Origin of the sequence: Flavobacterium praedii (assembly GCF_026810365.1) — a bacterium.
In the GTDB taxonomy this organism is placed as follows: domain Bacteria; phylum Bacteroidota; class Bacteroidia; order Flavobacteriales; family Flavobacteriaceae; genus Flavobacterium; species Flavobacterium praedii.
This window is the reverse complement of the sequence record NZ_CP113948.1, coordinates 306920-332344: the sequence shown is the minus strand read 5'-3', so window position 1 is coordinate 332344 and position 25425 is coordinate 306920. Positions and strand designations below refer to the sequence as shown.

The window sequence follows — 25425 nt, the reverse complement described above, 5'->3', positions numbered from 1 at the left end:
TAGGGGGCTACATATTACCGTAACTAATCAATTTCATTTCCAAATATTCTTTCAATCCTTCGGATCCTGATTCATGACCAATTCCACTGCTTTTTATTCCAACAAAAGGCAATTCGGTTCCGTGTGCCGCCCATTCGTTGATACCTACCATCCCGAATTCAAGGTTTTCGGCATACACATTTGCGTTTTTAATGTGATTGGTAAAAACGTATGAAGCCAAACCATATTCCGTATCATTTGCCCATTCAATCACTTCTTCTTGGGTATCAAAAGGAATTACAATCATCAATGGTCCAAATACTTCCGTTTTGATAAATGCTTGTGTTTGTCTTGCTTCAATTAAAGCTGGATGCACAAAAAATCCTTTCTCTGATTTTTCACCACCAATATGAACAATTGCTCCTTCACTTTTTGCTTTTTCGAGCATAGTCAAAGAATGGTTTTGCTGTGTTTTATTAATCAGTGGTCCCACAAAATCAATATCTCCACCATTGATTCCTGTTTTTAGTTTCGAAATATCCTCTTTTACAACAGCAACAAACTGATTGAAAATACTGGAATGCACATAAAAACGCTGTGGCGAAACACAAACTTGTCCACAATTTCTTAATTTGGCAACCAAAGCTTGATGTGCAATCGATTCTACATCAACATCTTTATCAATTATAACAGGAGCGTTTCCACCCAATTCCAATGACAATTTGGTTGATGTTTTTGAAGCACCATCCATTAATATTTTTCCAACACGGGTACTTCCTGTAAAGCTTATTTTTTTCAACAAAGGGTTTTCAATCATTTCCGTTCCTGTCGAAACAGGTTCAGTATTGATTAAATTAAAAACTCCTTTTGGGATTCCCGCTTCGTGCAAGGCTTTTGCCATATTAAAACTCGACAATGGAGTAAATTCGGAACCGCGCATCACAACCGTACAACCCGCCGCCAATGCAGCAGCTACAGCTCTTGCTGGATTATAAGCTGGGAAATTCCATGCCGTAATTACACCAACAACACCCAATGGCTGATAAATGACCATCGAACGTTTGTCAATTCTACTCGAAGGAATAACCCTTCCGTAACTGCGTTTTCCTTCTTCGGCATACCATTCAAAAAGGTTGGCAGAAACTTGCCATTCTCCCCTTGCTTCCAGCATTGGTTTCCCAGTTTCTAAAGCGGTTTCTTTGGCGAAAGCCTCCGCATTTTCCCTCATATAGTTGGCCGCTTTTTTTAGAAACTCTGCTCTATAATAAGGTGTTGTATTTTTCCATCCTTTGAAAGCGGCATCGGCAGCATCAATGGCCAAACTACAATCGGCAGCATTACCGAAAGGAACTTTATCCACTATTTCTTCCGTCGATGGACTTTGCAAATCCCATTTTGCGCCATCTATTGCGTCGCACCATTCTCCATTTATATATTGCTTTCTCATTTTTTTTCTTTTAAGATATCTTTGTCAAAGTTTTGAACTTTGACAAAGATTATTTTACTTCAAAACCTCTTCTATCGCTTCTTCCAAAATCATTAAACCTCTGTGCAACACTTCGTCTTCGATAAACAACGGGCTTAAAATTCTAATACAATTTCCGTACGTTCCTGAAGTAATCACAATCAATCCATTGGCCAAACATTTATCAACAATTGCTTTTGTGGCCACACCATCTGGAATTCCTGTTTTGGGATTGGTAAATTCTATAGCCAACATTGCTCCCAATCCGCGAACATCAGTAATGGTTTCCGGATATAAAGATTGTATGTGTTTGAATTTATCATGAACAATTTTACCGACTTTTTTACCGGCAGCATTGATGTCATTCTTTTCCATGTAATTGATACTTGCCAAAGAAGCCACACAACTCAAAGGACCTCCTAAATAAGTTCCTCCAATAAGTCCTGGTTTTATGGCATCCATAATTTCTTGTTTACCAATTACAGCACCAATCGGCATTCCACCACCCATGGATTTTGCCCAAGTAGACAAATCCGGTGTTACATCATAATGTTCATAAGCTGCCCATTTTCCAGTACGCCCAAAACCGGATTGCACCTCATCAAAAATCAGACAGATATTATTTTCGGTACAAAACTTGCGTAAATATTGAACGTATTTTTTGGAAGCTACTGTAAAACCGCCTTCACCTTGAACTAATTCAAGAATAATCGCAGCCGTTTGACTGATAGAAACAGTTGACGAAAAAGTTTTATGCAACTTCATAATCATCAAATCATCAAACTCATCATGAGTCATTCTATTTTTCATGCTCGGCTTGTAGTAAGGATATTCCAATCGATATACCTCGGGTGCGTAAGGTCCTGCTCCTTCTTTGTATTTCACATTAGATGTCAAAGTCATCGCCATCATGGTACGACCATGAAAAGACCCATCGTAACAGATAACTCCCGATTTTCCTGTAACCGCACGAGCAATTTTGATAGCATTCTCTACCGATTCAGCACCAGATAATGTTAGCATTGCTTTTGTAGATTCTCCGTGAGGTAGTATTTCACATAATTTCTCAGTCAAATCCATATATTGTTCGTAAACCGAAACATTAAAGGAAGCATGAATGAATTTTTCGGCTTGTTTTTGAATGGCTTCAATAATTTCAGGAACGCCATGTCCTACATTATTTACTCCAATTCCACCTGCAAAATCAATCAATTCTCTGCCATCAGCATCAATAATTATAGCGCCTTTGGCCGATTGAATACTTGATGGATTGAAAATTCCCAAAGCGTTTGGAACACTTTTTTTTCTTCTTTCGTATAATTTATCTGTATTACTCATTTTGTTTGCTTGATAATTTTGCCAACTCCAAATCGGGTTGTGCTATTTTATAAATCTTCATATACATATTGGTTTTGGTATCAAAAACCCCTTCCAAAAGATGAATTTTGTCACCAATTAATTCATTTAAATGCTCCATATCTCGGCACATAACATTTGCTTCAATATCAAAATCCCCCGAAACGGATGCCAAAAAACTAACTTCTGGTAATCTTGACAATTCTTCAAAAATAGAGCTCATGAACGTTTTTGGCTTGACCGAAATTAAAATACTGGCATAAGCATTGAATCCAATTTTGTTAGGATCAATTCTACCTATAATTTTTAACGTTCCATCTTCAACCAAATTGATATAACGGTGTCGTATGGTACTTACTGCAACATTAATTTCCTTTGAAATTTCGGTAAAAGACATTCTACCATCTTTTTGCAATAATGTCAATATTTGGAAATCCAATTCATCATCTAATACACTCATCTTTAGCTAATTTTTGTAAAATTTTAATAACAAATCAAAAGTAATTAATTTATTTACAATAAAATACAATTTTTTGGTTTTATTTTTAAAAAACAAACTTATTTTTTGTATTTTAATTCTCCAGCAACCCACGTTTCGAGTGATTCAACATTAGAAACATCTTTTAACTCAAAAGGATTTTTATCTAAAACTATAAAATCGGCATATTTACCTATAGATAAGCTTCCTTTTACGTTTTCCAAATTATCGGCAAAAGCACTTCCTTGCGTGTATGCGTACAACGCTTGTTGCAGTGTTATTTTTTGGCTTTCGCCAATAATAAAACCATCGGCAGCTTTTCGGGTTACGGCAGTTTCGATATTAACCCAAGGATTAATCTCTTTTACCACCGGTCCATCTGTTGATAAAGCCAAATTGATTCCGTTATCCAAAACCGTTTTGCAGGGATAAACCACATCTAATAATGCATCAGTCAATGTGCTTTTGAAATTATTAGCCAATTCATAAATAAATATGGGTTGCATGGCAGCAGTCATATTCATTCGTTTGAAATCATTTATATTTTCTTGGGATAAAAACCCAACATGTTCGATTCTGTGTCTTAAAGTAGGATCGATTTTGAACAAATCACTGTACACTTTCAAAGTCAAATCGACTGCTTGATGACCAATGGCATGCGTTGCTACAGAGAAACCTTTGTCAACCGCTTCTTTGGCGGTGGTATAAAATTTATCATAATCCAATCGCAAAACTCCCTTGTAACCATCGGTGTTTTTATAAGGAACATTCAAGGCAGCAGTAGCCGAACTCAAACCGCCATCCGAAAAGAACTTCACCGTTTTTATCTGTAAAAACTCCGATTCATATTGTTCCGGCAAAACCTGAATTTCATCGCTTCCGTCTGGAATTCGAAGCGGAAAAACATTCATTCTCACTTTTAGCAAGCCTTCTTGATCCAATTGAATATAGGCCGCAAGCAATTCTTCGTTGGCCGCAGGATCTGTAGCACTCGTGATTCCGAGACTTAACAGATAATCATGCGCTTCCAGAATCATATTTTTATACTCCTCGAAAGTAAAAGGCGGAATATTATTCATTATTAACCCCAAAGCTCTCTCTGTAAAAATACCTTGTAAACTGCCGTCTTGATTTTTGCGAATTTCACCTCCAAAAGGCACTTCGGTAGCTTCACTCACTCCCGAAATCTCAATCGCTTTGGAATTGGCAATACCAATATGGGCACAAGTTCTTATGACAAAAACAGGTCGGTCTAAAATGATTTCATCCAAATCTTCTTTGGTAGGTAAACGCTTTTCTTCGAGTACCATTTCATTGATTCCGCGAGCCATAATCCACTCCGAGTTTGGATTTTTGGTAGCGAAATCTTTTAGCTTTTGTTTGAATTCGACTATCGATTTTACGCCTCGAACATCCAGCATATAGGTGCGAAGATGTCCAATTTTCCAAACATGAATATGCGCGTCGTTGAGTCCTGGAACTATAGTTTTCCCTTGAAAATTAATTTCTTTCTCAAAAGAACCAAATTGATTTCGAAGTTCGGTTGCTGTACCAATGGCTTCAATTTTTCCCAAATCATTAATTACTATGGAATCAGCAATGGCGAAAGCCTCATCCATAGTAATAATTGTGGCATTATGTATTAAAATTAGTAGCACTCTTTTTTTTATTTAATTATAGATTTTCAAGTTACTAACCCGTTTTAGAAACTGGTTTGGAAACACATTCTAAAATATATTATCCTCTCTCGTTCAATACGTCTTGAATAGCGGCTTCAATTACATCAAGACCTTCATTCAATTGTTCATCTGTAATTACTATTGGAGGCAAGAAACGAATACAGTTGGTATACAATCCGGCTCTAATTAAAATCAAACCATTAGCAACCGACTTCTTGATTACAGCCATTGCAAAATCCATATCGGGTTCTTTGGTTGTTCGGTCTTTTACAAACTCTACCACAAGCATAGCTCCAAGTCCACGAACTTCACCAATTATCGAGAATTTCTCTTTCATGGCATTGATTCTGTCTGTAATTATTTTACCAACATGCGTTGCACGATCCAAAAATTCTGGCTTGATAATTTCTTTTACCGTTGCCAAAGCTCCAACAACTGCAATTGGACTTCCACTGTATGTTCCTCCAATTCCACCCAAATGCGGTGCATCCATGATTTCTGCTTTTCCAGTAATGGCAGATATTGGCAGTCCAGACCCAATTGATTTTGCCATGGTAACAATATCTGGAATCACTCCAGAATGCTCGATAGAAAGGAATTTTCCTGTTCTACCCGCTCCTGCTTGAACCTCATCGGCAATAAATACGATTCCGTGCTCATCACATACTTTTCTGATTTTTTCTAAGAAACGTTTTGGTACCGGAATAAAACCACCTTCACCTTGAACAGGCTCAATGATAATTGCCGCAACTGCAGATGGATCAACGTGAGAAATCAAATTTTGATCAAAACGTTCGATACAAAAATCAATATATTCTTCTTCTGTCATAGAATTTGGTCTTCTATACACATTTGGAGAGTGAAAACGATAAATATCTTGAGCGTAGCTTCCAAAACCTTTTTTGAATAAACCATATTTACTAGTCAAACTTAAGGTAAGCATGGTACGACCGTGATAGGCGCCTTCAAAACAAATAACGGCCGGTCTTTTTGTATAATATCTTGCAATCGCTACTGCATTTTCTACAGCTTCAGAACCAGAGTTTGCCAACAAAGTCTTTTTTGGAAAATCACCTGGCGTAATTTCGTTTAGCAATTCTGCAAATTCCAAATAAGGTTCAAATGTTGTAACAAGAGCACCTGGATGAATGTATTTGTCCAGCTGATCTTTTACAGCATCAATCACCACTTGTGGTCTATGACCTAAATTTACCATTCCGATTCCACCTGCAAAATCAATCAATTGATTTCCATCTACATCCCATACTAAGGCACCTTCAGCCTTTTCAACCACCACTTCGGTAGATTTACCTAGACCTGCTGGTAATGCTGCAGCTCTTCTTGCTAATATTACTTTACTTTTTGGACCAGGAATTTCTGATACTTTTTTAATTTGAGTTCCCATTTTATTTTTTTTTTTTTGCTTTTTACTCTTTATTCTTTTAATTACTATAAATAATAATTTTCGTCAACTGGTTTATACATTAATATACTGCCAAATCCCGATTCAGGATCATTTATGTAATTGTATAAAGGCCGAATCCATCGAAAACCTGCACTGCGTTGTGGCGTAATTGTAGGATCTATTATTTCGTTATTCATCACCCTTTTGCAATATTCTTCGATTGTCATTTGGTCTTTCACTTTTCCATAACCAATTGTCATTCCTGCAATTATTTGTCCTTTCAATCCTAATTCTTCACAGACTTCATTACGGGCTTTGTACATCTCTTTTGAGAGTCCCAATCCTCTGTATTCTGGTAAAACCCCCATATCTATTCCGTACATCCAATCGCCATTTGGAATTTGTACATTAGTAATCCATAAATTATCAGTCTCTTCCAAAAAAGTACTATCATGTTCTGGAAAATCACACCTAAAAGAACTTGCCGAAGCTACAATAGTTCCATCCTTTTCAACTACAATTTGACCTTCTGGAAAAACTTTTACATGATTTGCAAAATGATTCCTATCTAATATTTCAGACACGTGCAATGTTGGATAACATCTTGATTGTACATATTCCATCTGAACGGCATCTTCTTCTTTTGCGATTCTAATTATAAATGCATCATTCAAAATCTTTTTAGCAATCATATTTTGATTTTATTAAGAGACTAAGATTCTAAGCATCTAAGACTCTGAGTTTTTAAAAAAAATTTCTCTTTTAAATTGTTTCTATAAATCTTAGCCACTTAGTGACTTAGAATCTATTATACTTTTAATTTAAAATTCTCATCTACTGGATAATACATTAAAATACAAGCAAAACCAGCTTCGGGATCATTGATATGATTGTATAATGGTTTTATCCATCGAAAACCTGCTTTTTTTTGTGGAGTTACTGTAGGATCCGTAAATTTTTTAATTTCTAATGCGTAACAATACTCTTCAATTGTCATTTTATGTTTTACTTTTCCGTAACCTATAGTCATTCCTGCAATAAGTTGTCCTATCAACCCAAGTTTTTTACATATTTCTTGTCGAACCAAATACATTTCTGTCGAAAGTCCCAAGCCGCGATATTCAGGTAAAATCCCCATATCTATTCCGTACATCCATTCTCCATCTGGAATATGGGCATTGGTAATCCATAAATTATCCGAAGACTCTAAAAAAGTAGCTTCGTGTGTTGGAAAATGAGATCGAAATGTACTCGCCGAACCTACAATTACGCCATCTCTTTCCAATACAATTTGACCTTCAGGAAATACTTTGATATGATTGATAAAATGATTCCTATTTAACAACTCTGTCGGATCCAAAGAAGGATAACATTGCTTTTGAACATATTCCATCTGAACTGCATCTTCTGGAGTTGCATTTCGAATCACAAATTCATTAAATAAAACATCCTTTGGAATCATAAGCCATTTATTTACAAAACAAAACCTGCTAACAAATACAAAATTGAAGAAACAGCAAATATTACCAATTGATACGGAAATTGTGAAATTCCATGTTGCATCATATTCACTTTACAAGATTGAGCCGTTAGTACCCTATTATCTGAAAAGAAACAGGCAGCTGCTCCCCAAACGGTACCTGAAGCTAATGCTCCTTGAACCAACCAAAAATTGGCTCCCAACGTATGAGACAACAATGCAGTTGTAGGAACCAAAATAGCATAGATCCCCCAGTTTGAACCAGTTGCCCAACAAATCCATGCTACTAAAGCAAAAACGATAAAAGGCAAAGTAGCACTATTCAACCAACTAATTCCTTGTAAGTTCTCTACAACAAACTCGTTGAATCCTAAAGCATTTTGAACATCTTTCAATAAATATGTAAAACCCAAAACAGTTAAAACAAATGTGATTGTCTCCAATCCCAATACAAAATGTTTCGAAATTTTATTAAATTTAATCACTTTGAAAAGTAAAAAATAAAGGTAAGTAAACACAACAGCCGTAACAATACCGCGCAACGCATCAATACTACCAAAAATATATTCAGAAGAGAAAGTAAAACTTCCCCAATAATCCATATCAAAAGGGTAAGGAAAAACAGTACACCAAATTAAAACTAGAATTGGAAGTATAAAATAAAGTAATTTTCCTTGTTTAGCATTTGGTTTTGCTATTTTAACTGCGGCTGGTTCTATTGGTTTTACATTGGCTTCAGCTAATTTAATTGCTTTAGAATCTGGAATCAATTGAAAAACAATTAAACCTCCCATAATCAATGAAATCCATGCCGAAAAATTATAAGGTATTGTTCCCAAAAATGCTTGAATAGGATTTGTTATTGCAACTCCTGCCGCATCCAAAACACCACCATCTATAGCGACAATTTGTGTACCGTAAAAAATTGTCCAAGTCGAAATAGGAAAAATAATAGTAAAAGGCACACAAACCATTGTCAATACCAATGCTAATTTTTCTCTAGAAACTCCAAACTTATCAGTAATAGGTCTCATAGTATTCCCAACAGACAAAGCGCTTAAATAATCATCTAGAAAAAAGAAAAAACTCAAGAAATAAGTCATTATTAAGGACTGTTTTTTGTTTTTTACATGATTTTCAGAATATCGGGCTACTGCTTTGATACCTCCAGAGACATTTAACAATTGAACAAATGCTCCATATAATATACAAACTAAAATTACCCAAATCAGTCCTTGATCGTGTGCGTCTCTAGCGATAGAAGTAAACATACCGTCAAACATATTCAGCGGAAAAATCATTCCTTTTCCTTCAGGAAAATATTCTGTAGACCCTCCATGTTGTGCCAATAATGCAAATCCGATCGCACAACCTATAATTAAAGGTTCCAATGCTTTTCTAGTAATCATTGCAATTCCCAAAACAGTAAATGCAGGAACTAAAGCGTGCCAATGGATAAAATAACAAAGAGTAGCTAAGAACAATAAGGCTACACCAATAATAGTAGAGACTGATTTCATAAATTTAATAGTTTTAGTTTGGTTTGGTTTTTGGTTTTTGGTTTTTGGTTTTTGGTTTTTTTAAATAATTTAAATGGGTTATTCTTTAAATTAATAATCTATACATAACGCCTTATTCCCAACTTATTCTTGTTTGTAAATAAATCAACATGTATATGATTATTTTGTAAATCTAACAATATTTTTAATACACGCAAAAATATTTATTGTTTTTTTGTAAAATATTGTATATTTGAAAAAATTTAAAAGTAAAAATTATGTCATTTAACGAAGTAAAAAACTTTATAAACGGGGAGTTTACCCCCGGTAGTTCTACAAAAAAACATTCCGTTATCTCGCCTTTAGACGGTAAGGAATTGACTACTTTCAACGAATCAACCATGGAGGATTTGAATGAAATTATCAGCTCAGCACAAATAGCCCAAAAAGCATGGCAAAAAGTCACCTTAAAAGAAAGAGCTCAAGTTTTTTATAAGTACAAACAATTATTAGAAAAAAACAGCGAAGAATTAACCGAGATCATTTATAGAGAAAACGGAAAAATTCATAGCGAAGCCAAAGCCGAAATTGACAAAGCGATTGAACTTACTGAATTTGCTTGTTCTTTACCACAATTTGTAAATGGAGAGAATATGGAAGTAAGCAAAGGGGTTTTTTGTTCATCGACCAGAGTGCCATTAGGAATTGTAGCTTCAATTGTTCCTTTTAACTTTCCAACTATGGTTCCCCATTGGACAATTGTAAACGCTATTGCCCTTGGGAATGCATTTATCTTAAAACCTTCTGAAGCTGTTCCTATCAGTAGTCAATATACTGCCAAACTCCTTAAAGAAGCAGGTCTTCCTGATGGATTGTTCAATATTATAAATGGAACACAAAGCACGGTAGAAAACATTTGTGATCATCCAGCAATTCAAGCCGTTACTTTTGTAGGATCTACCAAAGTGGCCAAAATTGTGTACCAAAGAGCTAGCAATAACCTAAAACAAGTATTGGCTCTTGGTGGTGCAAAAAACCACATCCTATTATTACCAGACGCACATCCTGAAATGGCATCATCAAATATTGTTGCTTCAATGAGCGGTTGTGCTGGCCAACGTTGCATGGCGGCAGCTACCTTAATTGCTGTTGGAAATTGCGATGCCATCCTTGACAAATTAATTGGTGATGCTCAAAAAATTCAATGTGGTACAACTTTAGGAGCTGTAATTTCGAAAGCCGCCAAAGACCGAATTGAAGGATACATTACAGAAGCCGAACAACAAGGAGCCAAAATTATTTTGGATGGTAGAAATACAGTAGTACCAGGAAAAGAAAATGGTTTTTATGTAGGACCTACTATTATTGACTATGCAACTGCAGATATGAAGATTGCAAGAGAAGAAGTTTTTGGTCCAGTATTAGCAATAGTTCGTGTAAATACTATTGACGAAGCTTTGGCAATAGAAAACGCGAATCCGTATGGCAATGCGTGTTCTGTATTTACACAAAGCGGCGGTTTGGCCAATTATGTGACGGAAAATGCTTCCGCTGGAATGTGTGGCGTAAATATTGGAGTACCAGTTCCTAGAGAGCCATTTGGTTTTGGAGGATGGAATGAATCCCGATTTGGTTCAGGAGACATTACAGGAAAAAGTTCAATTGGCTTTTTTACCAAAGAAAAGAAAACAACAACCAAATGGAATCCTGAAGCAGGAACCAACTGGATGAGCTAAGAATATATGGCAGATTCTAGATTCCTGATTTTAGAATATAGAAATAGAGTTTTGAATTTGATTTTAGCTTTTTAGAAAAAAATTAAAAACAAAAAGGGGTATTTGCAAATGAAGATTGGAAACAAAAAGTATAATATTCAAAAATTAAAGTTTTTTTTGTAAATTTAGTCTTCTAACCACTTAAAACCAATTCATTATGATACGAAAAGCCACAATTCAGGATTTAGATCAATTGACAAATCTTTTTGATCAATATGTAGTTTTTTATAAAAAGCCTTCAAATAAGGAGAAACATTATTCCTATTTAAAGGAACGATTAGAAAATAATGAAGCCACAATATTTGTATCAACTGATGAGACAAATCAAGAAGTAATTAATGGTTTTGCTCTTATTTACGTTACATTTTCTTCATTAGCATTGAACAAAATTTTAATTCTAAACGATCTTTTTGTAGATTCTTCTATTCGAAAAAATGGAATTGGAGAAAAATTAATTTTAAAAACTGTAGCATTAGCAAAAGAAATTGGGTCCAACATTATCCGACTCAGAACCGCAAAAAACAACACAGCAGCCCAAGGATTGTATCATAAAATGGGTTTTGTAAGGGAGGACTATCTCTATAGTTATGACCTTACAGTCAACTAATATTAATAAATAAATTAAACACATAATGTTAAGTAAAGAACAAATCATAAGTGACAGTAAAGAATTCAGTTTATTTTCATGGTCAGCACAAGCCAATGTAAACCCAATAGCTATAGAAAGAGCTGAAGGTGTTTATTTATATGACTATGACGGTAACAAAATAATTGATTTTTCCTCTGGTTTAATGTCCGTAAATATTGGTCATGGTGATCAAAGAGTTACGGCAGCAGTGGTGGAACAAATGCAAAAAGTAAGTTTTGTAACCCCGACTTGCACCACCGAAATTAGAGCCAAATTATCAAAAAAACTTTCTGAAATATGTCCTGGTGATTTGAATAAAGCTTTCTTTACCTTATGTGGAACTTCTTCTGTAGACAATGCTATCAAATTAGCCAGATTGTATACTGGAAGACATAAAATTATTGGTCGATATAGAGCTTTTCATGGTGGATCCATTGGTGGAATGTCTGTGGGTGGTGATCCTAGAAAACTGGCTAATGATTCGCAACAAATGCCCAATGCAGTTTTACTAGATGATCCCTACTATTTCTTTGGCATGAAAGATTTAGATGATACCACAAAATTAAGTTTAAGTTTAGAATATGTAGAGCGAGTAATCCAGTTTGAAGGTAAAACGAATATTGCTGCTTTTATTTTTGAAGGAGAAAGTGGTTCTTCGGGCTGTTTGCATTATCCAAAAGGCTATTTGAAAGGCGTTAAAGCGCTTTGCGAAAAATACGAAATTCTTTTTATTGCCGATGAAGTAATGAGTGGATTTGGAAGAACCGGAAAATGGTTTGGTTTTGAAAATCACGATATCATTCCCGATATGGTTTGTATGGCCAAAGGATTAACTTCCTCTTATCTTCCTTTAGGTTGCTTAATGGTTTCTGATAAAATAGCTGCAAAATTCGATAATACTCCAATGATGATTGGACTTACTTACAATGCTCATCCTGTTGCTTTGGCAGCTGCATTGGCTGTAATTAATATTTACGAAAGTGATAATTTGATTGCCAATACCAGAAAAATGGGTGCTTATCTAGAATCCAAAATTGAAGAAATGAGAGCCAAGCATCCAAGTATGGGCGCTTTTAGAAACACAGGTCTTTTAGGATGTTTGGATATTCTAAAAAACAAAACTACAGGCGAATTGATTGCTCCTTACAACGCCAGTGGTGATGATTTAAAAGTTACTAATCTTATTGCTGCCAAAGTGAGAGCATTGGGATTATACACTTTTGTACGTTGGGGATATATTTTCATAGCTCCACCATTATGCATCACCGAAGCTGAAATAGACGAAGGCTTGTCTATTATTTCACAAGCGTTGTCTATAGCCGATGAGCATCTTGTATAAGTATAAAAAAAGAGGATTTCATAAGAAATCCTCTTTTTTTATAAAATTATAATATTAACAAATTGTATCATTTTGAAAAACATTATTTATAATTTCATAAATTTTGTCTTTATCCAAGGGCTTTGTAATATACCCCGAAAAACCTGCATTCATTATACTTTCTTTTACTTCAGATGAGGAATGTGCCGTTTGAGCAATTACAATACATTCTGGATCTTTAGCCTTTATTATTTCAAATGCTTCATAACCATCTAAAACTGGCATTTTTATATCCATAAATATCAAATCAATATCCGTATTTGATTGGTACAGATCAATTGCTTCTTGTCCATTTTTTGCTCTTATGATACGATGATTTTTTTTCTCTAAAATAGTTTTAAGCAATAGGTAGTTAATATTATCATCCTCGGCAACCAATATATTTTTTCCTTCAGAGTCATTTGGAACAATCTGAAAATCATCATTATATTCATTGGATTTACTTTCGTCATATAGTAATGGTATAGTAAACTTAAAAACGGAACCCTTACCGTAAATTGATTCTACTGAAATTTCTCCTCCAAGCATTTCAACATAAGCCTTGGAAATAGACAAACCCAATCCCAATCCACTCATAGAAATAGAATAATCATTATCTACTTTTCTAAAACGATTAAAAATAACTTCTAAATCTTTTTCACTAATTCCAATTCCTGTATCCTCAACTCTAAATTCTAAAAATTTATAATCAGGACTGATAGTATATCCAAAAGCGATATGCCCTTTATCTGTAAATTTTATAGCGTTGGTCAACAAATTAACAATAACCTGTTTTAATTTTATTTCATCTGTTAAAATAGTATTGTATAATTTGCAATTGCTTTTTAATAAATAAAACTGAATTTCTTTTTCCTCAGGAATAGTAACTCTCAATGTATTAAATAATTCTTTCAAACATTTATCAATATTCAATCCTATAACCTTTGGTGCAATTTGTTTGGCATCAATTTTAGACATTTCAATTAAATCTTCAATAATTGAAACCAAGCTTTTGCCGCTACTATTAATTATTTGAAGGTATTTCCTTTTTGATTCATCTGTTAGTTTTTCATCCATAAGTAAATCCGAAAAACCCAAAATGGCATTCATAGGTGTTCGGATTTCATGCGACAAGTTGGCCAAAAAAGTTGATTTTAGCTTATCGCTTTCTTCTGCTTTCTCTTTAGCCTTTTTCAATTGAAACCGATTCTTTCTATGGTCGTCAAATAAATTACCAATATAACCAAATTCACCAGGTTCTCTTTTGAGATGACTTATTGCTATTTCTTGATCGGTTTCAAGGATAGTTGTTATTAACCGAAGTGGTCTGTATACCCATTTTCTAGAGTAATAAAAAACACTAATAAGACTAATAAAAGTTGTAATTACTACAATTAGCAACAACTCTTTGGTTCTTTCAAAATTAAGATTTGAAGGCCTTTCAAAAAACAACTTCGCTACTATGTTAGCATCAGTATCTCTGAGGTTAATAATTGAAGTTACTTTTTTATTACTATTAGAATCCATTTCGACTTTATTAAAAAGTTGAATTTTGGAAGAAGTAATTTCTTCTAGATTCCTAAAAAATTTGTCATCTAAAAGACGAGCCATAAAGAAATACCCTGAAGGTTTGGTCTTTGTTTTTTTTGGATCATTGGATGTATGTATGGTTCCACCAAAAACCTCAATAACACCTTCTGGAATATGCATGTAAAATCTAGAATATCTATTTCTATACAAATGTTTCATTGCTTGTATAGAGATAAAATCTTTAGTTTTAAAATTCGGTTTGGCAGTTTTTACAATCAGTTTTTTATTTAAATCATATACTGCAACATAGTCAACTTCATAAGTTGGAAACTCATTGGCAATATAATTTTTATACCAAATTGTGTCTTTACTTTTTGTGAATTTTACTAATGCATCCCAATAAGTTAAGTCATTTATAGTAACAATTTGTGTCTTTGAATTAAAATCAAATAATCGATTCACTTCGGTTTTGTACTGACTTGAATTGTCTCTGTAAACACCTCTTTCTTGCTGAACTGTATAAAGATAAAGAGAAAGAAATAACAATAAAAAAAGCGAGCAAATGCCAATGATAAGTATAACCAGTTTGGAATAAGTCGTTAACCTAAGTGTTAATTTCATACAATAGATATAGGGTTATCATCCGAAATAAATTGCAATATACATTTTTTTTCAGAAAACAAAAAAAACACAACTCATTGATAAGTCGTGTTTTATATTTGTTAATCTATTTCTTAATATTGTATTTTTTAAGAAATTCCCTTGTTTTAAAACCTGATTCTTTAAGATCATCAGCCTTCCAGTTCCCCTCAGATCCTGCTGTCGTTTTTAACATCGAACAAGTTTCATCTTTATCTGAAACAGACCAAACGATCCAACTTAATTTTCTTTCTTCCATCCAATCAATGTATTCTTGCCAAGCTTTATAATTCATTGGTCCATCTCCTGATGCTTCCATCCCAGCCGATTCTGACACAAAAATAGGTAAACCACTTTTTATAGCTTCGTCAGTTCTGTCACGCAACCATTTTTCGTGAGTTGCCGCATAAAAATGCATGGTGTACATTAAATTACTATAACCTTTGATGGGATCTGCCGCAGGTAAATTGACATCCTGATCCCATTTTGGACAACCCACCAAAATAATATTATCCGGATCATTGGCTCGAATCACTTTGATTACTTCTTCGGAGTATGCTTTTACTTCTGGCCACGTTTCATAGTCCGGTTCGTTAAAAACCTCGTAGATCACATTTGGATATTTTCCGTATTTCTTAGAGATTTCATCAAAATATTCCTTGGCTTCTTTCAGATTAACATTGTGACTGTGCCAATCGATGATTACATAAATATCGGATTTGATGGCTCCTTTTATAACAGATTCAATTTTATCTTTGGCAAAATCGGGCTCCTTCATATAAGGATGCTCTCCTATTTCGATACCCATTGCGGCACGAATAATTGTGCAATCAAAATCTTTTTTTAGCCACGCTACCGTTTTTTCTGTATAAAATCTGGGCCAAATACTATGCCAGCCCAAACTCACCCCTCTTAAAACAATTGGGTTTTGATCTTTATCTACTAGCTGTGTTCCTTTTACGCTAAGTTGCCCGTGTTTTTTAACAAATTGTGCATTTGCCATACTGCAACTCAATGCAAGTAAAAGCAGGATTATTTTTGATTTGAAGTTCATATTTTATTATATATTATTTTGACGATGGATGATAATTTAGATTAAAATAATACCTAACAGGTTAAAAGAAACCTGTTAGGATAAATAATATTTCAGACTTATACATTTAAGGAATTAGTTTTAATGTAATTACATCATGAGAAGCAATATCACCAGTGAAATTCTTTTTGGTTGTTCCTGCTTCTTTGTTTTTCCAAAGATCTTTGATTTTGAAGATTGATTTATTAAAATCGGCATCATAACCAAAATCAGCATCTTTAATAGAGTTCTTTTTCCAATCGTAATTTATTTTTTTTGGAGCATCGGTTCTGTTTAAGAAAGTTACAGCCCAAGCGCCATCGGATAAAGGTTTTACCCAAACTTCCAGTCCATCTTCGGCAGAAAGTTTGAATCCTTGTATTCCTAATTTATCCTGATTTACGGCAATCAATTCTTTATTGGTCAAAATAGCCAAGGTTTCTTTGGACATTTTTCGGAAATCATTTCCTGCGATTAATGGGGAAGCCATCATGCACCACATCGCAAAATGGGTTTTGTCCTCAGTATTAGTCATTCCGTCACCCACTTCCATCATATCAAAATCGTTCCAATGATCTGGGCCTGAAAATTTACGGATGTCTTTGCGCATTTCGGCAATTTTCATGAATCCCCAAGACGACCAATTTCCTTCTTCGTGGTGGAACTCACAATCGAAACATGGATAAATATCACCTGAAATTCTCCAAAGATTTCCAATAGGTTTTCCCCATTCCCATGGTTTGGTATCACCCCATTCGCAAAGGCTGAAAACGATAGGTCTTCCCGCAGTTTTCAAGGCATTGCTCATCGTGGCATAGGCTTCGGGAGCGTTGATTCCGGCAGTATTACACCAATCGTATTTCAGGAAATCAATCCCTAAGTTTGCATAAAAACGAGCGTCTTGATACTCATATCCGCGCGTGCCTGGGTAACCTGCACAAGTATGGGTTCCGGCACAATTGTACAAACCAAATTTCAATCCTTTGGAATGTACATAATCGATTAAGGATTTCATCCCGCTTGGGAATTTGATTGGGTCTGGGACTAGATTTCCATTGACATCACGCTCTTTTGTCATCCAACCATCGTCGAGTACGATGTAATTATAGCCTGCAGCCGCCATTCCGGTTGAAACCATAATATCGGCTGTTTCTTTTACTAGTTTTTCATCGATGTTGGTTTCGAAGGTGTTCCAAGAATTCCAACCCATTGGTGGTGTCATGGCAAGGCCTTCGAATTTTCCGGCTCCTTGTTTGTAGACATTTCCTTGAGAGAATCCCTGAATTGCGATGCTTCCTAAAAGAAAGCTGAGAAGTATTTTTTTCATTTTTTTGTATGTTATTATTTTTTAATGTAACACTATTGTCCGGCATATTTCAATTTATTCGGCAAGCAGTTTTAAACTGATTTATATAATTTCCACTTAGGCATTTTGTTTCAACCTAGATGATTTGATTTATGGCAGTATCGCTCTATTTAATATTGAATTACCGTTTGATTTCAAAAATAAAACCACCCTTTTAGCTCATTTTAAATGGACTATATATTCTTTCTATTTAAATTGGATTGTAAAAAAAACAAAGACAAAAGATAAAAACACAAATAGTATTACTGGTATTCGATTGGGATTTTTATTTTATATTATTTACAAAATAACAAAGAATTTAACTTACAAGTTTAGTTAATTGATACTAAAGATAGTGATACTTTTTTTTCAAAATATACTTAAAAAACGGCAAAAAGAAAAAAGTAACTAATCCTAAAACAAAGAATTCCCCAATCTTTTGATTAGGGAATTCTTAAACTAACTCAATAAACAATAACCAAATTTTTATTTTAACGCAAATCCTAAATTATCTATATAAAAAGTAGTTGCAGTACCATCACTACCAAACACTAATTGTCCAATAGTAGCTGGTGCAACTGTCATCCCTAAATCAGACCATTTTACAACATAAGTAGCATAATCCGCGGCAATGTTAAACCATACTTCATGTCCCCAATCTCCGCCAACAATAACTCTCATTCTTGCAGCAGTTTTCAATTTCATTTGAAATTTAATCCCTACAGCATTTGCTGGAACTGGATGTCCACCATTAGCCCACATATCAATTTGAAAACCAGACCAAGATGTAATATCAACTTTGATCGCTTTTTCGCCTTGAGCTACTTCTTCTGGTGTAGCGTTTTCAGTATTGGTATTTGAAACACCCCAACCACCAACACCATCAATACCGTGAAAAGCATCATCATATATAGCTGAACCTATTGCATCTGTAGAAGTAGAAGAACCAGAAATAGTGGTCACTGTAGGGTATTTTCCATTAGACCCTGCAGGGACAGTTACTTTAATTTGTTCCAAAGTACTTGAAATAACGGTTGCGGGTGTTGTTCCAAATTTTACAGTTGGATTCAAAAAGAAAGAACCATAAATTGTTACCACATCTCCATCTGCTGCATTAATTGGGTTGTAGCTTTTCAAAATGGGTGCCGGTGGCGCAATTACAAATGGATAAACAACTGAGCCATTAGTTGTCTCTATTTTTAATTCACTGGATGCATTGGCATATGGTGTATTTAAATCTATAGTTACAAAAATAGCTGAATCTGTAACCAATGTAGGATTGAAATACGTATCAACACCATTAAAATAGATTTTTTTGACCCCCAAAAAACCGCTTCCTTGAATCACATACATATTAGCAGGATATCCAAGAGTTGTAGGGACTAAATCCCCAGCTTCGGCTTTACTTACACTGGTTACTGTCAATGAACCGACTGAATTACTATTATCATCGTTTGAACAGGAAGAAAACAGGCTTATAAATATTGAAGCTATCATAAAGATGCTTAATATGTGCTTTATTTTTAAATTTTTCATAGTGTTTTTTTATTTAAAAGTATAAGGAACAGGTGGCTCCAATAACTTAGGGTTTTTGGCTACATCATTATCTGGATAATCCATAAAAAAGTCATTTGTGCTATGATCTGCAGAATAAACAGGCGTATAATATCTTGCTCCACCTCTATCTCCTCTATTTTGAGCAGACATAATTGCGATGGCTTTAGTTTTGTCAATACGACCTAAGTCAAACCAATAATCTCCTTCAAAGCAAAGTTCCAATCTTCTTTCTTTAAAAATATCATCCGCAGTGATACTCGCTTTAGTAGATAAACCTGCTCTTTTTCTTACTGCATTAAAAGAATTTAAAGCTCCTGCATCAGAAGTGCTTCCGCCACCGGCCAAAACGGCTTCAGCGTGAATCAGCAATAACTCAGCATATCTCATAATATAAGTATTGTTATCCATCATAGCCCAAGCATCAGCTGGTCCTGTGTTTGCTGAAACAACACCAAGACAATATTTCTTGATCCCTCCACCAGAGTTTTGTGCGTTTGATTCATCAACAGGAACTGTAAAACCTGTACCTGTTGTAGTTTTAATATCTGGATAGATAGCACCTGGAGTCATAACTGTTTCTTGTTTTCTTACATCACCTGCTTCATACAAAGACAATACCTCTTGTGAAGGTCCAAAAACTCCACCATAAGAAGCGTTTGAAGTAGATACTGTTGAAGAACTAATTCCGAATTGTGTATTACAATTATTCGCGGAGCCATAGTTTCCATCGCCTTTCCATTGCAGAGAGAAAATAGATTCTTCATTATTATTATTTTTGTACTTGAATAAATCTGCAAATGAAGAACCAGGTAATGCATCCCCACCCAATAATTTAAACTCTCCGCTATTGATTACACTTTCGGCCATTAATTTTGCGTTGGCATAATCCTTTTGATACAAGTATACTTTCGCCAAAAATGCTTTGGCAGATCCTTTGGAAACGTGTCCATTGTCACTGTAGTTTGCACCTCTTTTTTTATCTGCCAGTCTATCAATAGCCGCTAAATAATCTTTTACAATTAATCTATAAACATCGACTTCAGGGTTTGTATTAATTGCTGGTTCCTTAGAATAATCCAAATTGTTTTCAATAATAGGTACTGGGCCCCAAATGCGAACTAAATAAAAATAAGCAGTTGCTCTCATAAAATAGGCTTCTCCAACAGTATTTTGCAACACTTTTGGATCAACTCCGGAACCTACTCTAGACTCAAGGAAATTGATAATTGCATTAGCTTGAGCCACATTGGCCCATAAAGATGACCAACCATTTTCTAATTCTGGATCACTCCCATTCAAAGAAAAAGTTCTAAGCCCACTTACATCTGGTGAACCAGAATACATATTTCCAGACCCCACTTCTAGTGCCCAATAAAATTTATTGAACAATTGAAACCAAGTTCTGCTATACATACCATTGGTTGCTGCCACTACTTGTTCGTTAGTAGAGTAGTATGAATCTAAACTTATAGAATCTTCTGAAGGTCTATTGGTAAAATCATCACTACAAGACCCAAAAACCAAAAACACAATTGCTGCACTCAGCAATTTATAGGTACTAAAAAAAGTTTTATATTTCATTTTTTTATTTTTAAAATTCTACGTTAAGTCCTAATGAATACATTCTAGGCGAAGGGTATCTTCCATTATCAATACCCGCTAAAAGTGGATTTTGATTGAAAGAACCAATTTCAGGATCATAACCAGAATAGTTCGTAAAAGTATATAGGTTTTGAGCTGAACCATACAGTCTTAATCTATACATTTTTAATTTTGTAATTAAATCTTGAGGCAATGAATAACCAAAAGTTAAGTTTTGAATTCTCAAATAAGAGCCATCTTCAATATAACGATCTGAGATAAGAAGGTTATTATTAGCCGTATTGTCAATTGGTCTTGGAATGTTTGTATTGGTATTAGTAGGAGTCCAATAGTTAGATGCTTCCACTAATTGATTCTCATATAATGAAGCATTTGTTGTTCCTGCTCTTCTAGTTAGATTCATAATATCATTCCCATAAGAACCTTGTATGAATAATGATAAATCAAAGTTTTTATATTTAAAATTATTTGTGAATCCATAAGTAAATTTAGGGTGTGGTGATCCTATTAACGTTTTATCTTTGGCATCTATAACCCCATCTGCATTCACATCTTTGTATTTAATATCCCCAAGATATGTTTCGCCAGCACCAGTACCCACAGCTTGGCCAAATTGTAATGGCGCTGCATTTAAAGTATTCAAATCATTAAAAATACCATCAGTAACATATCCATAAAACATACCAATTGGTTGCCCTACAACTGTATTAGTAACAACAACAGGTTGGTAACCATTAGTGTTTACCTGTTGAGTTAACACAACACCATTTTGCATTTCAACTAATTTATTTGAATAATGCGAAAAGTTGAATGATGAATCCCAATTAAAAATACCATTCCCCTTCAAAGTATAGCCAACAGTAATATCATATCCTTTGTTGTCCATTACTCCTAAATTAGAGTAAGGTGCAGAAATTCCACCATATTGACCTCCTCCACCTGTAAGGTAAATTGGCAATGGAACTTGGAATAAAAATCCTTCCGATTTTTTATCATAAAAGTCAATACTTGCATTAAAACTTGAATCAAACAAAGTAAAATCAATACCTAAGTTTGTTTGGTTTAATGACTCCCAAGTTAAATCAGGATTTGGAGAATTGGACACTAAGAAACCGCTACCTAAACCAGAATTTTGAGTAGCTAACATAGCTGTATATCTATTATTCTCAATTTGTTGATTACCTGTTTCCCCATACCCTAATCTGAATTTGATATTATCCACATATTTACGGGTATTCTCCATAAATGATTCATTAGAAAGTTTCCAAGAACCAGAAATTGATTTAAATGTACCAGTTTGATTCTCTGTAGTTGGATCAAATTTAGATGACGTATCTTGCCTGATAGATCCCATAATGCTATATTTATTATCAAAATCATAGATAATACGTCCAAAAATTGATGCCAAAGACGCACTCCCTTTATAACCTGTAACCGTATTGTTTTTTGGATCGGCCAAATTGATAGTGTGAACGTCATTACTTTTGAATCCTTGAGAAGAAGTAACTACACCTTCCCAGTGACTGTCGTTCGCTTCTTGTCCTAATAAAACAGTAAAATGATGTTTACCCAAAGTTTTATCGTAAGTCAAAAAGTTTTTAAAATTGGTAGAATACCAATTTTGATTTCTAGTATCCAAATCCGCTAATAGATTCACTTGTGATCCCCATTTGTAAGATGGTCTAAAATCTTCATTTTTAGAATATTCTGTGTTTGCAGCAAACTCAGTTCTAAATTTTAAACCTTCAATTATTGAAAATTCAGCATATATATTTCCTAAAAAGTTTTTCCTATTCAATTTATTATCCCTAGTCAAAGCTTCACCAACAGGATTATAATATGTTACACTTTGGTCTGCAGATGGTGGTCCTGCAAAAGTCCCATCAGGATTACGCACTGGTATATCAGGAGATTGCATTAAAGTGTTACTTATAAGCCCTTGAAAACTTTGATTTACAGTAACCTTTTCATCCGTAATACCAGAGGATAGATTTGATCCTATTCGCAACCAACTTCTGATTTTTGAATCCACATTCAAACGAATTGTATATCTTTTCAAACCAGATTCGATAATTGTACCTTCTTGATCTAAATATCCTCCAGACAAATAATAACTAGAACCTTCTTTGGCTCCAGAAAAGGACAATTGATGACTTCTAGAAACCGCAGTTCTATAGACTTCATCCTGCCAATCTGTTCCCTTGCCTAACAATTCTGGGTGTGAAAATTCAGGACGTGTTTCGTAACCATACAAATTAGCCAAATTGGTTTTGTTTGTTGCAAATTGTTGCAAGTTCATAACGTCCAAAGTTTTGTAGTTTGAGCTTATTGAAGTATATCCTTCATAAGCAATCTTACCACCTCCTTTTTTACCAGTTTTGGTTGTGATTATAATAACCCCATTAGCACCTCTAGAACCGTAAATTGCTGTTGCAGATGCATCTTTTAAGATATCAATAGACTCAATATCACTTGGATTTAACATAGATAATGGGCTAACTGCATTATTACCTCCACCACCTGTTGAGGAAAATCCTTCTTTCCCTACCAATGCTTGGCCACTAGATGATTTACCCGTGGCATCACCAGAAACAGGAATTCCATCAATTACATATAGAGGTTCATTAGTTCCAGAAATAGAAGTAGTTCCTCGAATCCTAACCGATGCAGCCCCCCCAGGAGCACCACTATTATTAGAGACCGATACCCCAGAAGCTTTACCCTGCAGCATTTGATCTACACTTACTACTTTTAGGTTTTCAATGTCTTTTGCTCTTACGGAAGATATAGACCCATTAAGATTTCCTCTTTTTTGAGTACCATATCCAATTACAACGATTTCTTTCAAGTTTTCTGAAGAAGAAGTTAAGGTTACATTCTGCTTAGCATTTCCTTTTACAGCTACTTTTTTAGTATCAAAACCGATGAATGTAAAAGTCAAAGTTGCAGTTGCAGGTACATCGATTGCGTAAGCACCATCAAAACCAGAAGAAACCCCTTGAGAAGAACCGTCTTGTTTGATATTAACTCCAGACAATGGAAGATTATTAGAATCAGTAACAACACCTTGCACCTTAAGTTGTGCATTCATTATTCCACAGGTTAGTAATAAAAACATCAATGGAACCTTTCTGTGGTTAACTTTCCAATGAATTAAGTTGGACAATAATTTTTTCATAATAAAAATTTGTTAGTTAAGTTTAATAATTTCCGAAAGGGTAATTCGTCTATTATTATTGGCATTAATAAATATGATTTATAATTAACAAATTTATAACAGTAGCTAACATTAAATTAATAGTATTATATCATTTAATGATAATATTTTTTCAAAATGAAAAATTTAATTACACATAACAAAATTATAGATGTAATTTTTTATATTATTAATACTTAAAAGCCACAATATATATCATATACTTAATTATAAAAACAAAAATGCTCCTTAAAGAAGTTTCTCTAGGAGCATTTTTAACAGAAAATCAAATGATTGTTACAGAATTCTCTTTAACCCAGAAAAATCATCACGATATTGACTAGGTGTGCATTTTTTAAAAGCCTTAAAACTTCGATTAAAATTCGCTATATTATTAAACCCAGATTTGAATGCAACCTCAGAAACACTAAGATCCTTCTCTACTAGCCACCTTGCTGCATACCCAATTCGAATGTCATTAATATAATTGACAAAAGTTTTTCCTGTTCTTTTTTTAATAAATCTATTAAAAGATATAGTGGTCATATTAGCAATTCCCGCTACTTCTTCCAATGATAATTTTTCGGCAAAATTCTTTTGAATATAATCATAGATTAATTTCATCTTATCGTACTCTTCAAAAGTATCATTTTCAACAGTAAAAGTAGACAAAAGCCTTTGATTACGGGAGTTCGCAAGATCATACAGTATAGAGATGATTTCAAGAAAATAATCCATCCCATCCAACTTGGATATCTTTATTAATCGCGGAGTAAGCATTTCGGCTACTTGATTTGAAAATAAAATACCATGTACAGAACGATTGAACATCTCCTTTATAGGTGTCATAATTCGTCGAGACAACAATGAGTCATGAAAAAGATCATTATGAAATTGAATTGTTATCTCGTGAATTTCTTTGTTTTTACATTTATTCAACTCCCAACCGTGGTATAAATTAGGTCCGACCAACACCAACTCGATGTCATCAATCTCTTCTATATTGTCACCTACGACACGTTTCACTCCTTTTCCGTTCAGTATAAAATTAATTTCAAATTCTGGATGATAATGCACTGGATAATCAAATTCATCTTTCACTCTATCAAAAACCAAAAAACTATCCTGTGCAGCAAGTGGAACTATCTCTCTATGAAAATTTTTAAAAGCGCTCATAATTCATTTTTTTATTTGCAATAATAAGATATAAAATTGATAAAATAATATTAATTCAACACATGTTATTACTTTATCTTTGAAAAGTGAAATTCTATTATTGTAAAAAATAATACTCTTAAAAAACAAAGATCATTTTAAAGCATTATTTTTTTTAACATTTTGACAAATAATTAGTAAAATCGCAAATTATTTTTTATGATTTTT

The 25425-nt window shown here is 34.2% G+C and carries 18 protein-coding genes; 3 read left to right on the top strand and 15 right to left on the bottom strand.

Annotated elements, in window-relative coordinates; all coding sequences use genetic code 11:
* Positions 1–7: 7 nt before the first annotated feature.
* The 8 genes from OYT91_RS01520 to OYT91_RS01485 all read right to left on the bottom strand — a co-directional run bounded on the left by OYT91_RS01520 (position 8) and on the right by OYT91_RS01485 (position 9362).
* Positions 8–1426, bottom strand: a complete 1419-nt coding sequence (locus OYT91_RS01520; RefSeq protein WP_281239220.1) for an NAD-dependent succinate-semialdehyde dehydrogenase — start codon at positions 1424–1426, stop codon at positions 8–10.
* A 54-nt stretch (positions 1427–1480) separates the two neighbouring features.
* A complete protein-coding gene (locus OYT91_RS01515; RefSeq protein WP_281239219.1) occupies positions 1481–2782 on the bottom strand; it encodes an aspartate aminotransferase family protein in 1302 nt (433 codons plus the stop codon).
* On the bottom strand, positions 2775–3260 hold the full coding sequence (locus tag OYT91_RS01510; protein ID WP_269223394.1) for an Lrp/AsnC family transcriptional regulator: 486 nt from the start codon (positions 3258–3260) through the stop codon (positions 2775–2777). The genes OYT91_RS01515 and OYT91_RS01510 overlap by 8 nt, the downstream gene beginning before the upstream one ends.
* A 98-nt stretch (positions 3261–3358) precedes the next feature.
* A complete protein-coding gene (locus tag OYT91_RS01505; protein WP_281239218.1) occupies positions 3359–4936 on the bottom strand; it encodes an amidohydrolase in 1578 nt (525 codons plus the stop codon).
* A gap of 79 nt (positions 4937–5015) precedes the next feature.
* Positions 5016–6362 (bottom strand): 4-aminobutyrate--2-oxoglutarate transaminase, encoded by a 1347-nt coding sequence (gabT, locus tag OYT91_RS01500; RefSeq protein ID WP_281239217.1) that lies wholly within the window; start codon positions 6360–6362, stop codon positions 5016–5018.
* A 44-nt stretch (positions 6363–6406) separates the two neighbouring features.
* Positions 6407–7054, bottom strand: a complete 648-nt coding sequence (locus OYT91_RS01495) for a GNAT family N-acetyltransferase (protein ID WP_281239216.1) — start codon at positions 7052–7054, stop codon at positions 6407–6409.
* A gap of 116 nt (positions 7055–7170) precedes the next feature.
* Positions 7171–7824, bottom strand: coding sequence for a GNAT family N-acetyltransferase (locus tag OYT91_RS01490; RefSeq protein ID WP_281239215.1), 654 nt, complete (start codon positions 7822–7824; stop codon positions 7171–7173).
* A gap of 11 nt (positions 7825–7835) precedes the next feature.
* Complete coding sequence (locus OYT91_RS01485) at positions 7836–9362, bottom strand: Na+/H+ antiporter NhaC family protein (protein WP_281239214.1); 1527 nt, start codon at positions 9360–9362, stop codon at positions 7836–7838.
* A 257-nt stretch (positions 9363–9619) separates the two neighbouring features.
* Between OYT91_RS01485 and OYT91_RS01480 the strand changes: the two genes are divergently transcribed.
* The 3 genes from OYT91_RS01480 to OYT91_RS01470 all read left to right on the top strand — a co-directional run bounded on the left by OYT91_RS01480 (position 9620) and on the right by OYT91_RS01470 (position 13083).
* The gene (locus OYT91_RS01480; RefSeq protein ID WP_281239213.1) at positions 9620–11077 is read left to right on the top strand and encodes a CoA-acylating methylmalonate-semialdehyde dehydrogenase; all 1458 of its coding nucleotides are present in this window, start codon (positions 9620–9622) and stop codon (positions 11075–11077) included.
* Positions 11078–11273: 196 nt separating this feature from the next.
* Positions 11274–11723, top strand: a complete 450-nt coding sequence (locus tag OYT91_RS01475) for a GNAT family N-acetyltransferase (protein WP_281239212.1) — start codon at positions 11274–11276, stop codon at positions 11721–11723.
* Between the two features lie 25 nt (positions 11724–11748).
* Positions 11749–13083, top strand: a complete 1335-nt coding sequence (locus tag OYT91_RS01470) for an aminotransferase class III-fold pyridoxal phosphate-dependent enzyme (protein ID WP_281239211.1) — start codon at positions 11749–11751, stop codon at positions 13081–13083.
* Between the two features lie 54 nt (positions 13084–13137).
* On the opposite strand, the gene OYT91_RS01465 is transcribed toward OYT91_RS01470, so the two are convergent.
* The 7 genes from OYT91_RS01465 to OYT91_RS01435 all read right to left on the bottom strand — a co-directional run bounded on the left by OYT91_RS01465 (position 13138) and on the right by OYT91_RS01435 (position 25218).
* Complete coding sequence (locus tag OYT91_RS01465) at positions 13138–15252, bottom strand: ATP-binding protein (protein ID WP_281239210.1); 2115 nt, start codon at positions 15250–15252, stop codon at positions 13138–13140.
* Positions 15253–15358: 106 nt separating this feature from the next.
* Positions 15359–16324, bottom strand: a complete 966-nt coding sequence (locus OYT91_RS01460) for a glycoside hydrolase family 5 protein (protein WP_281239209.1) — start codon at positions 16322–16324, stop codon at positions 15359–15361.
* 106 nt (positions 16325–16430) lie between these two features.
* Positions 16431–17669 (bottom strand): glycoside hydrolase family 27 protein, encoded by a 1239-nt coding sequence (locus OYT91_RS01455; protein ID WP_281239208.1) that lies wholly within the window; start codon positions 17667–17669, stop codon positions 16431–16433.
* Between the two features lie 504 nt (positions 17670–18173).
* The gene (locus OYT91_RS01450; protein ID WP_281239207.1) at positions 18174–19223 is read right to left on the bottom strand and encodes an IPT/TIG domain-containing protein; all 1050 of its coding nucleotides are present in this window, start codon (positions 19221–19223) and stop codon (positions 18174–18176) included.
* Between the two features lie 9 nt (positions 19224–19232).
* The gene (locus tag OYT91_RS01445; protein ID WP_281239206.1) at positions 19233–20825 is read right to left on the bottom strand and encodes a RagB/SusD family nutrient uptake outer membrane protein; all 1593 of its coding nucleotides are present in this window, start codon (positions 20823–20825) and stop codon (positions 19233–19235) included.
* 10 nt (positions 20826–20835) lie between these two features.
* Positions 20836–24024 (bottom strand): SusC/RagA family TonB-linked outer membrane protein, encoded by a 3189-nt coding sequence (locus tag OYT91_RS01440; RefSeq protein ID WP_281239205.1) that lies wholly within the window; start codon positions 24022–24024, stop codon positions 20836–20838.
* 315 nt (positions 24025–24339) lie between these two features.
* Positions 24340–25218: a helix-turn-helix domain-containing protein gene (locus OYT91_RS01435; RefSeq protein WP_269223413.1), complete on the bottom strand. Its 879-nt coding sequence runs from the start codon at positions 25216–25218 to the stop codon at positions 24340–24342.
* Positions 25219–25425 lie beyond the last annotated feature (207 nt).

Coding starts and splice junctions, on each gene's coding strand:
- OYT91_RS01510 (WP_269223394.1), bottom strand. CDS start 3,260: ATGAGTGTATTAGATGATGAATTGGATTTCCAAATATTGACATTATTG.
- OYT91_RS01440 (WP_281239205.1), bottom strand. CDS start 24,024: ATGAAAAAATTATTGTCCAACTTAATTCATTGGAAAGTTAACCACAGA.
- OYT91_RS01480 (WP_281239213.1), top strand. CDS start 9,620: ATGTCATTTAACGAAGTAAAAAACTTTATAAACGGGGAGTTTACCCCC.
- OYT91_RS01515 (WP_281239219.1), bottom strand. CDS start 2,782: ATGAGTAATACAGATAAATTATACGAAAGAAGAAAAAAAAGTGTTCCA.
- OYT91_RS01460 (WP_281239209.1), bottom strand. CDS start 16,324: ATGAACTTCAAATCAAAAATAATCCTGCTTTTACTTGCATTGAGTTGC.
- OYT91_RS01485 (WP_281239214.1), bottom strand. CDS start 9,362: ATGAAATCAGTCTCTACTATTATTGGTGTAGCCTTATTGTTCTTAGCT.
- OYT91_RS01445 (WP_281239206.1), bottom strand. CDS start 20,825: ATGAAATATAAAACTTTTTTTAGTACCTATAAATTGCTGAGTGCAGCA.
- OYT91_RS01450 (WP_281239207.1), bottom strand. CDS start 19,223: ATGAAAAATTTAAAAATAAAGCACATATTAAGCATCTTTATGATAGCT.
- OYT91_RS01465 (WP_281239210.1), bottom strand. CDS start 15,252: ATGAAATTAACACTTAGGTTAACGACTTATTCCAAACTGGTTATACTT.
- OYT91_RS01475 (WP_281239212.1), top strand. CDS start 11,274: ATGATACGAAAAGCCACAATTCAGGATTTAGATCAATTGACAAATCTT.
- OYT91_RS01495 (WP_281239216.1), bottom strand. CDS start 7,054: ATGATTGCTAAAAAGATTTTGAATGATGCATTTATAATTAGAATCGCA.
- OYT91_RS01455 (WP_281239208.1), bottom strand. CDS start 17,669: ATGAAAAAAATACTTCTCAGCTTTCTTTTAGGAAGCATCGCAATTCAG.
- gabT (WP_281239217.1), bottom strand. CDS start 6,362: ATGGGAACTCAAATTAAAAAAGTATCAGAAATTCCTGGTCCAAAAAGT.
- OYT91_RS01435 (WP_269223413.1), bottom strand. CDS start 25,218: ATGAGCGCTTTTAAAAATTTTCATAGAGAGATAGTTCCACTTGCTGCA.
- OYT91_RS01470 (WP_281239211.1), top strand. CDS start 11,749: ATGTTAAGTAAAGAACAAATCATAAGTGACAGTAAAGAATTCAGTTTA.
- OYT91_RS01520 (WP_281239220.1), bottom strand. CDS start 1,426: ATGAGAAAGCAATATATAAATGGAGAATGGTGCGACGCAATAGATGGC.
- OYT91_RS01490 (WP_281239215.1), bottom strand. CDS start 7,824: ATGATTCCAAAGGATGTTTTATTTAATGAATTTGTGATTCGAAATGCA.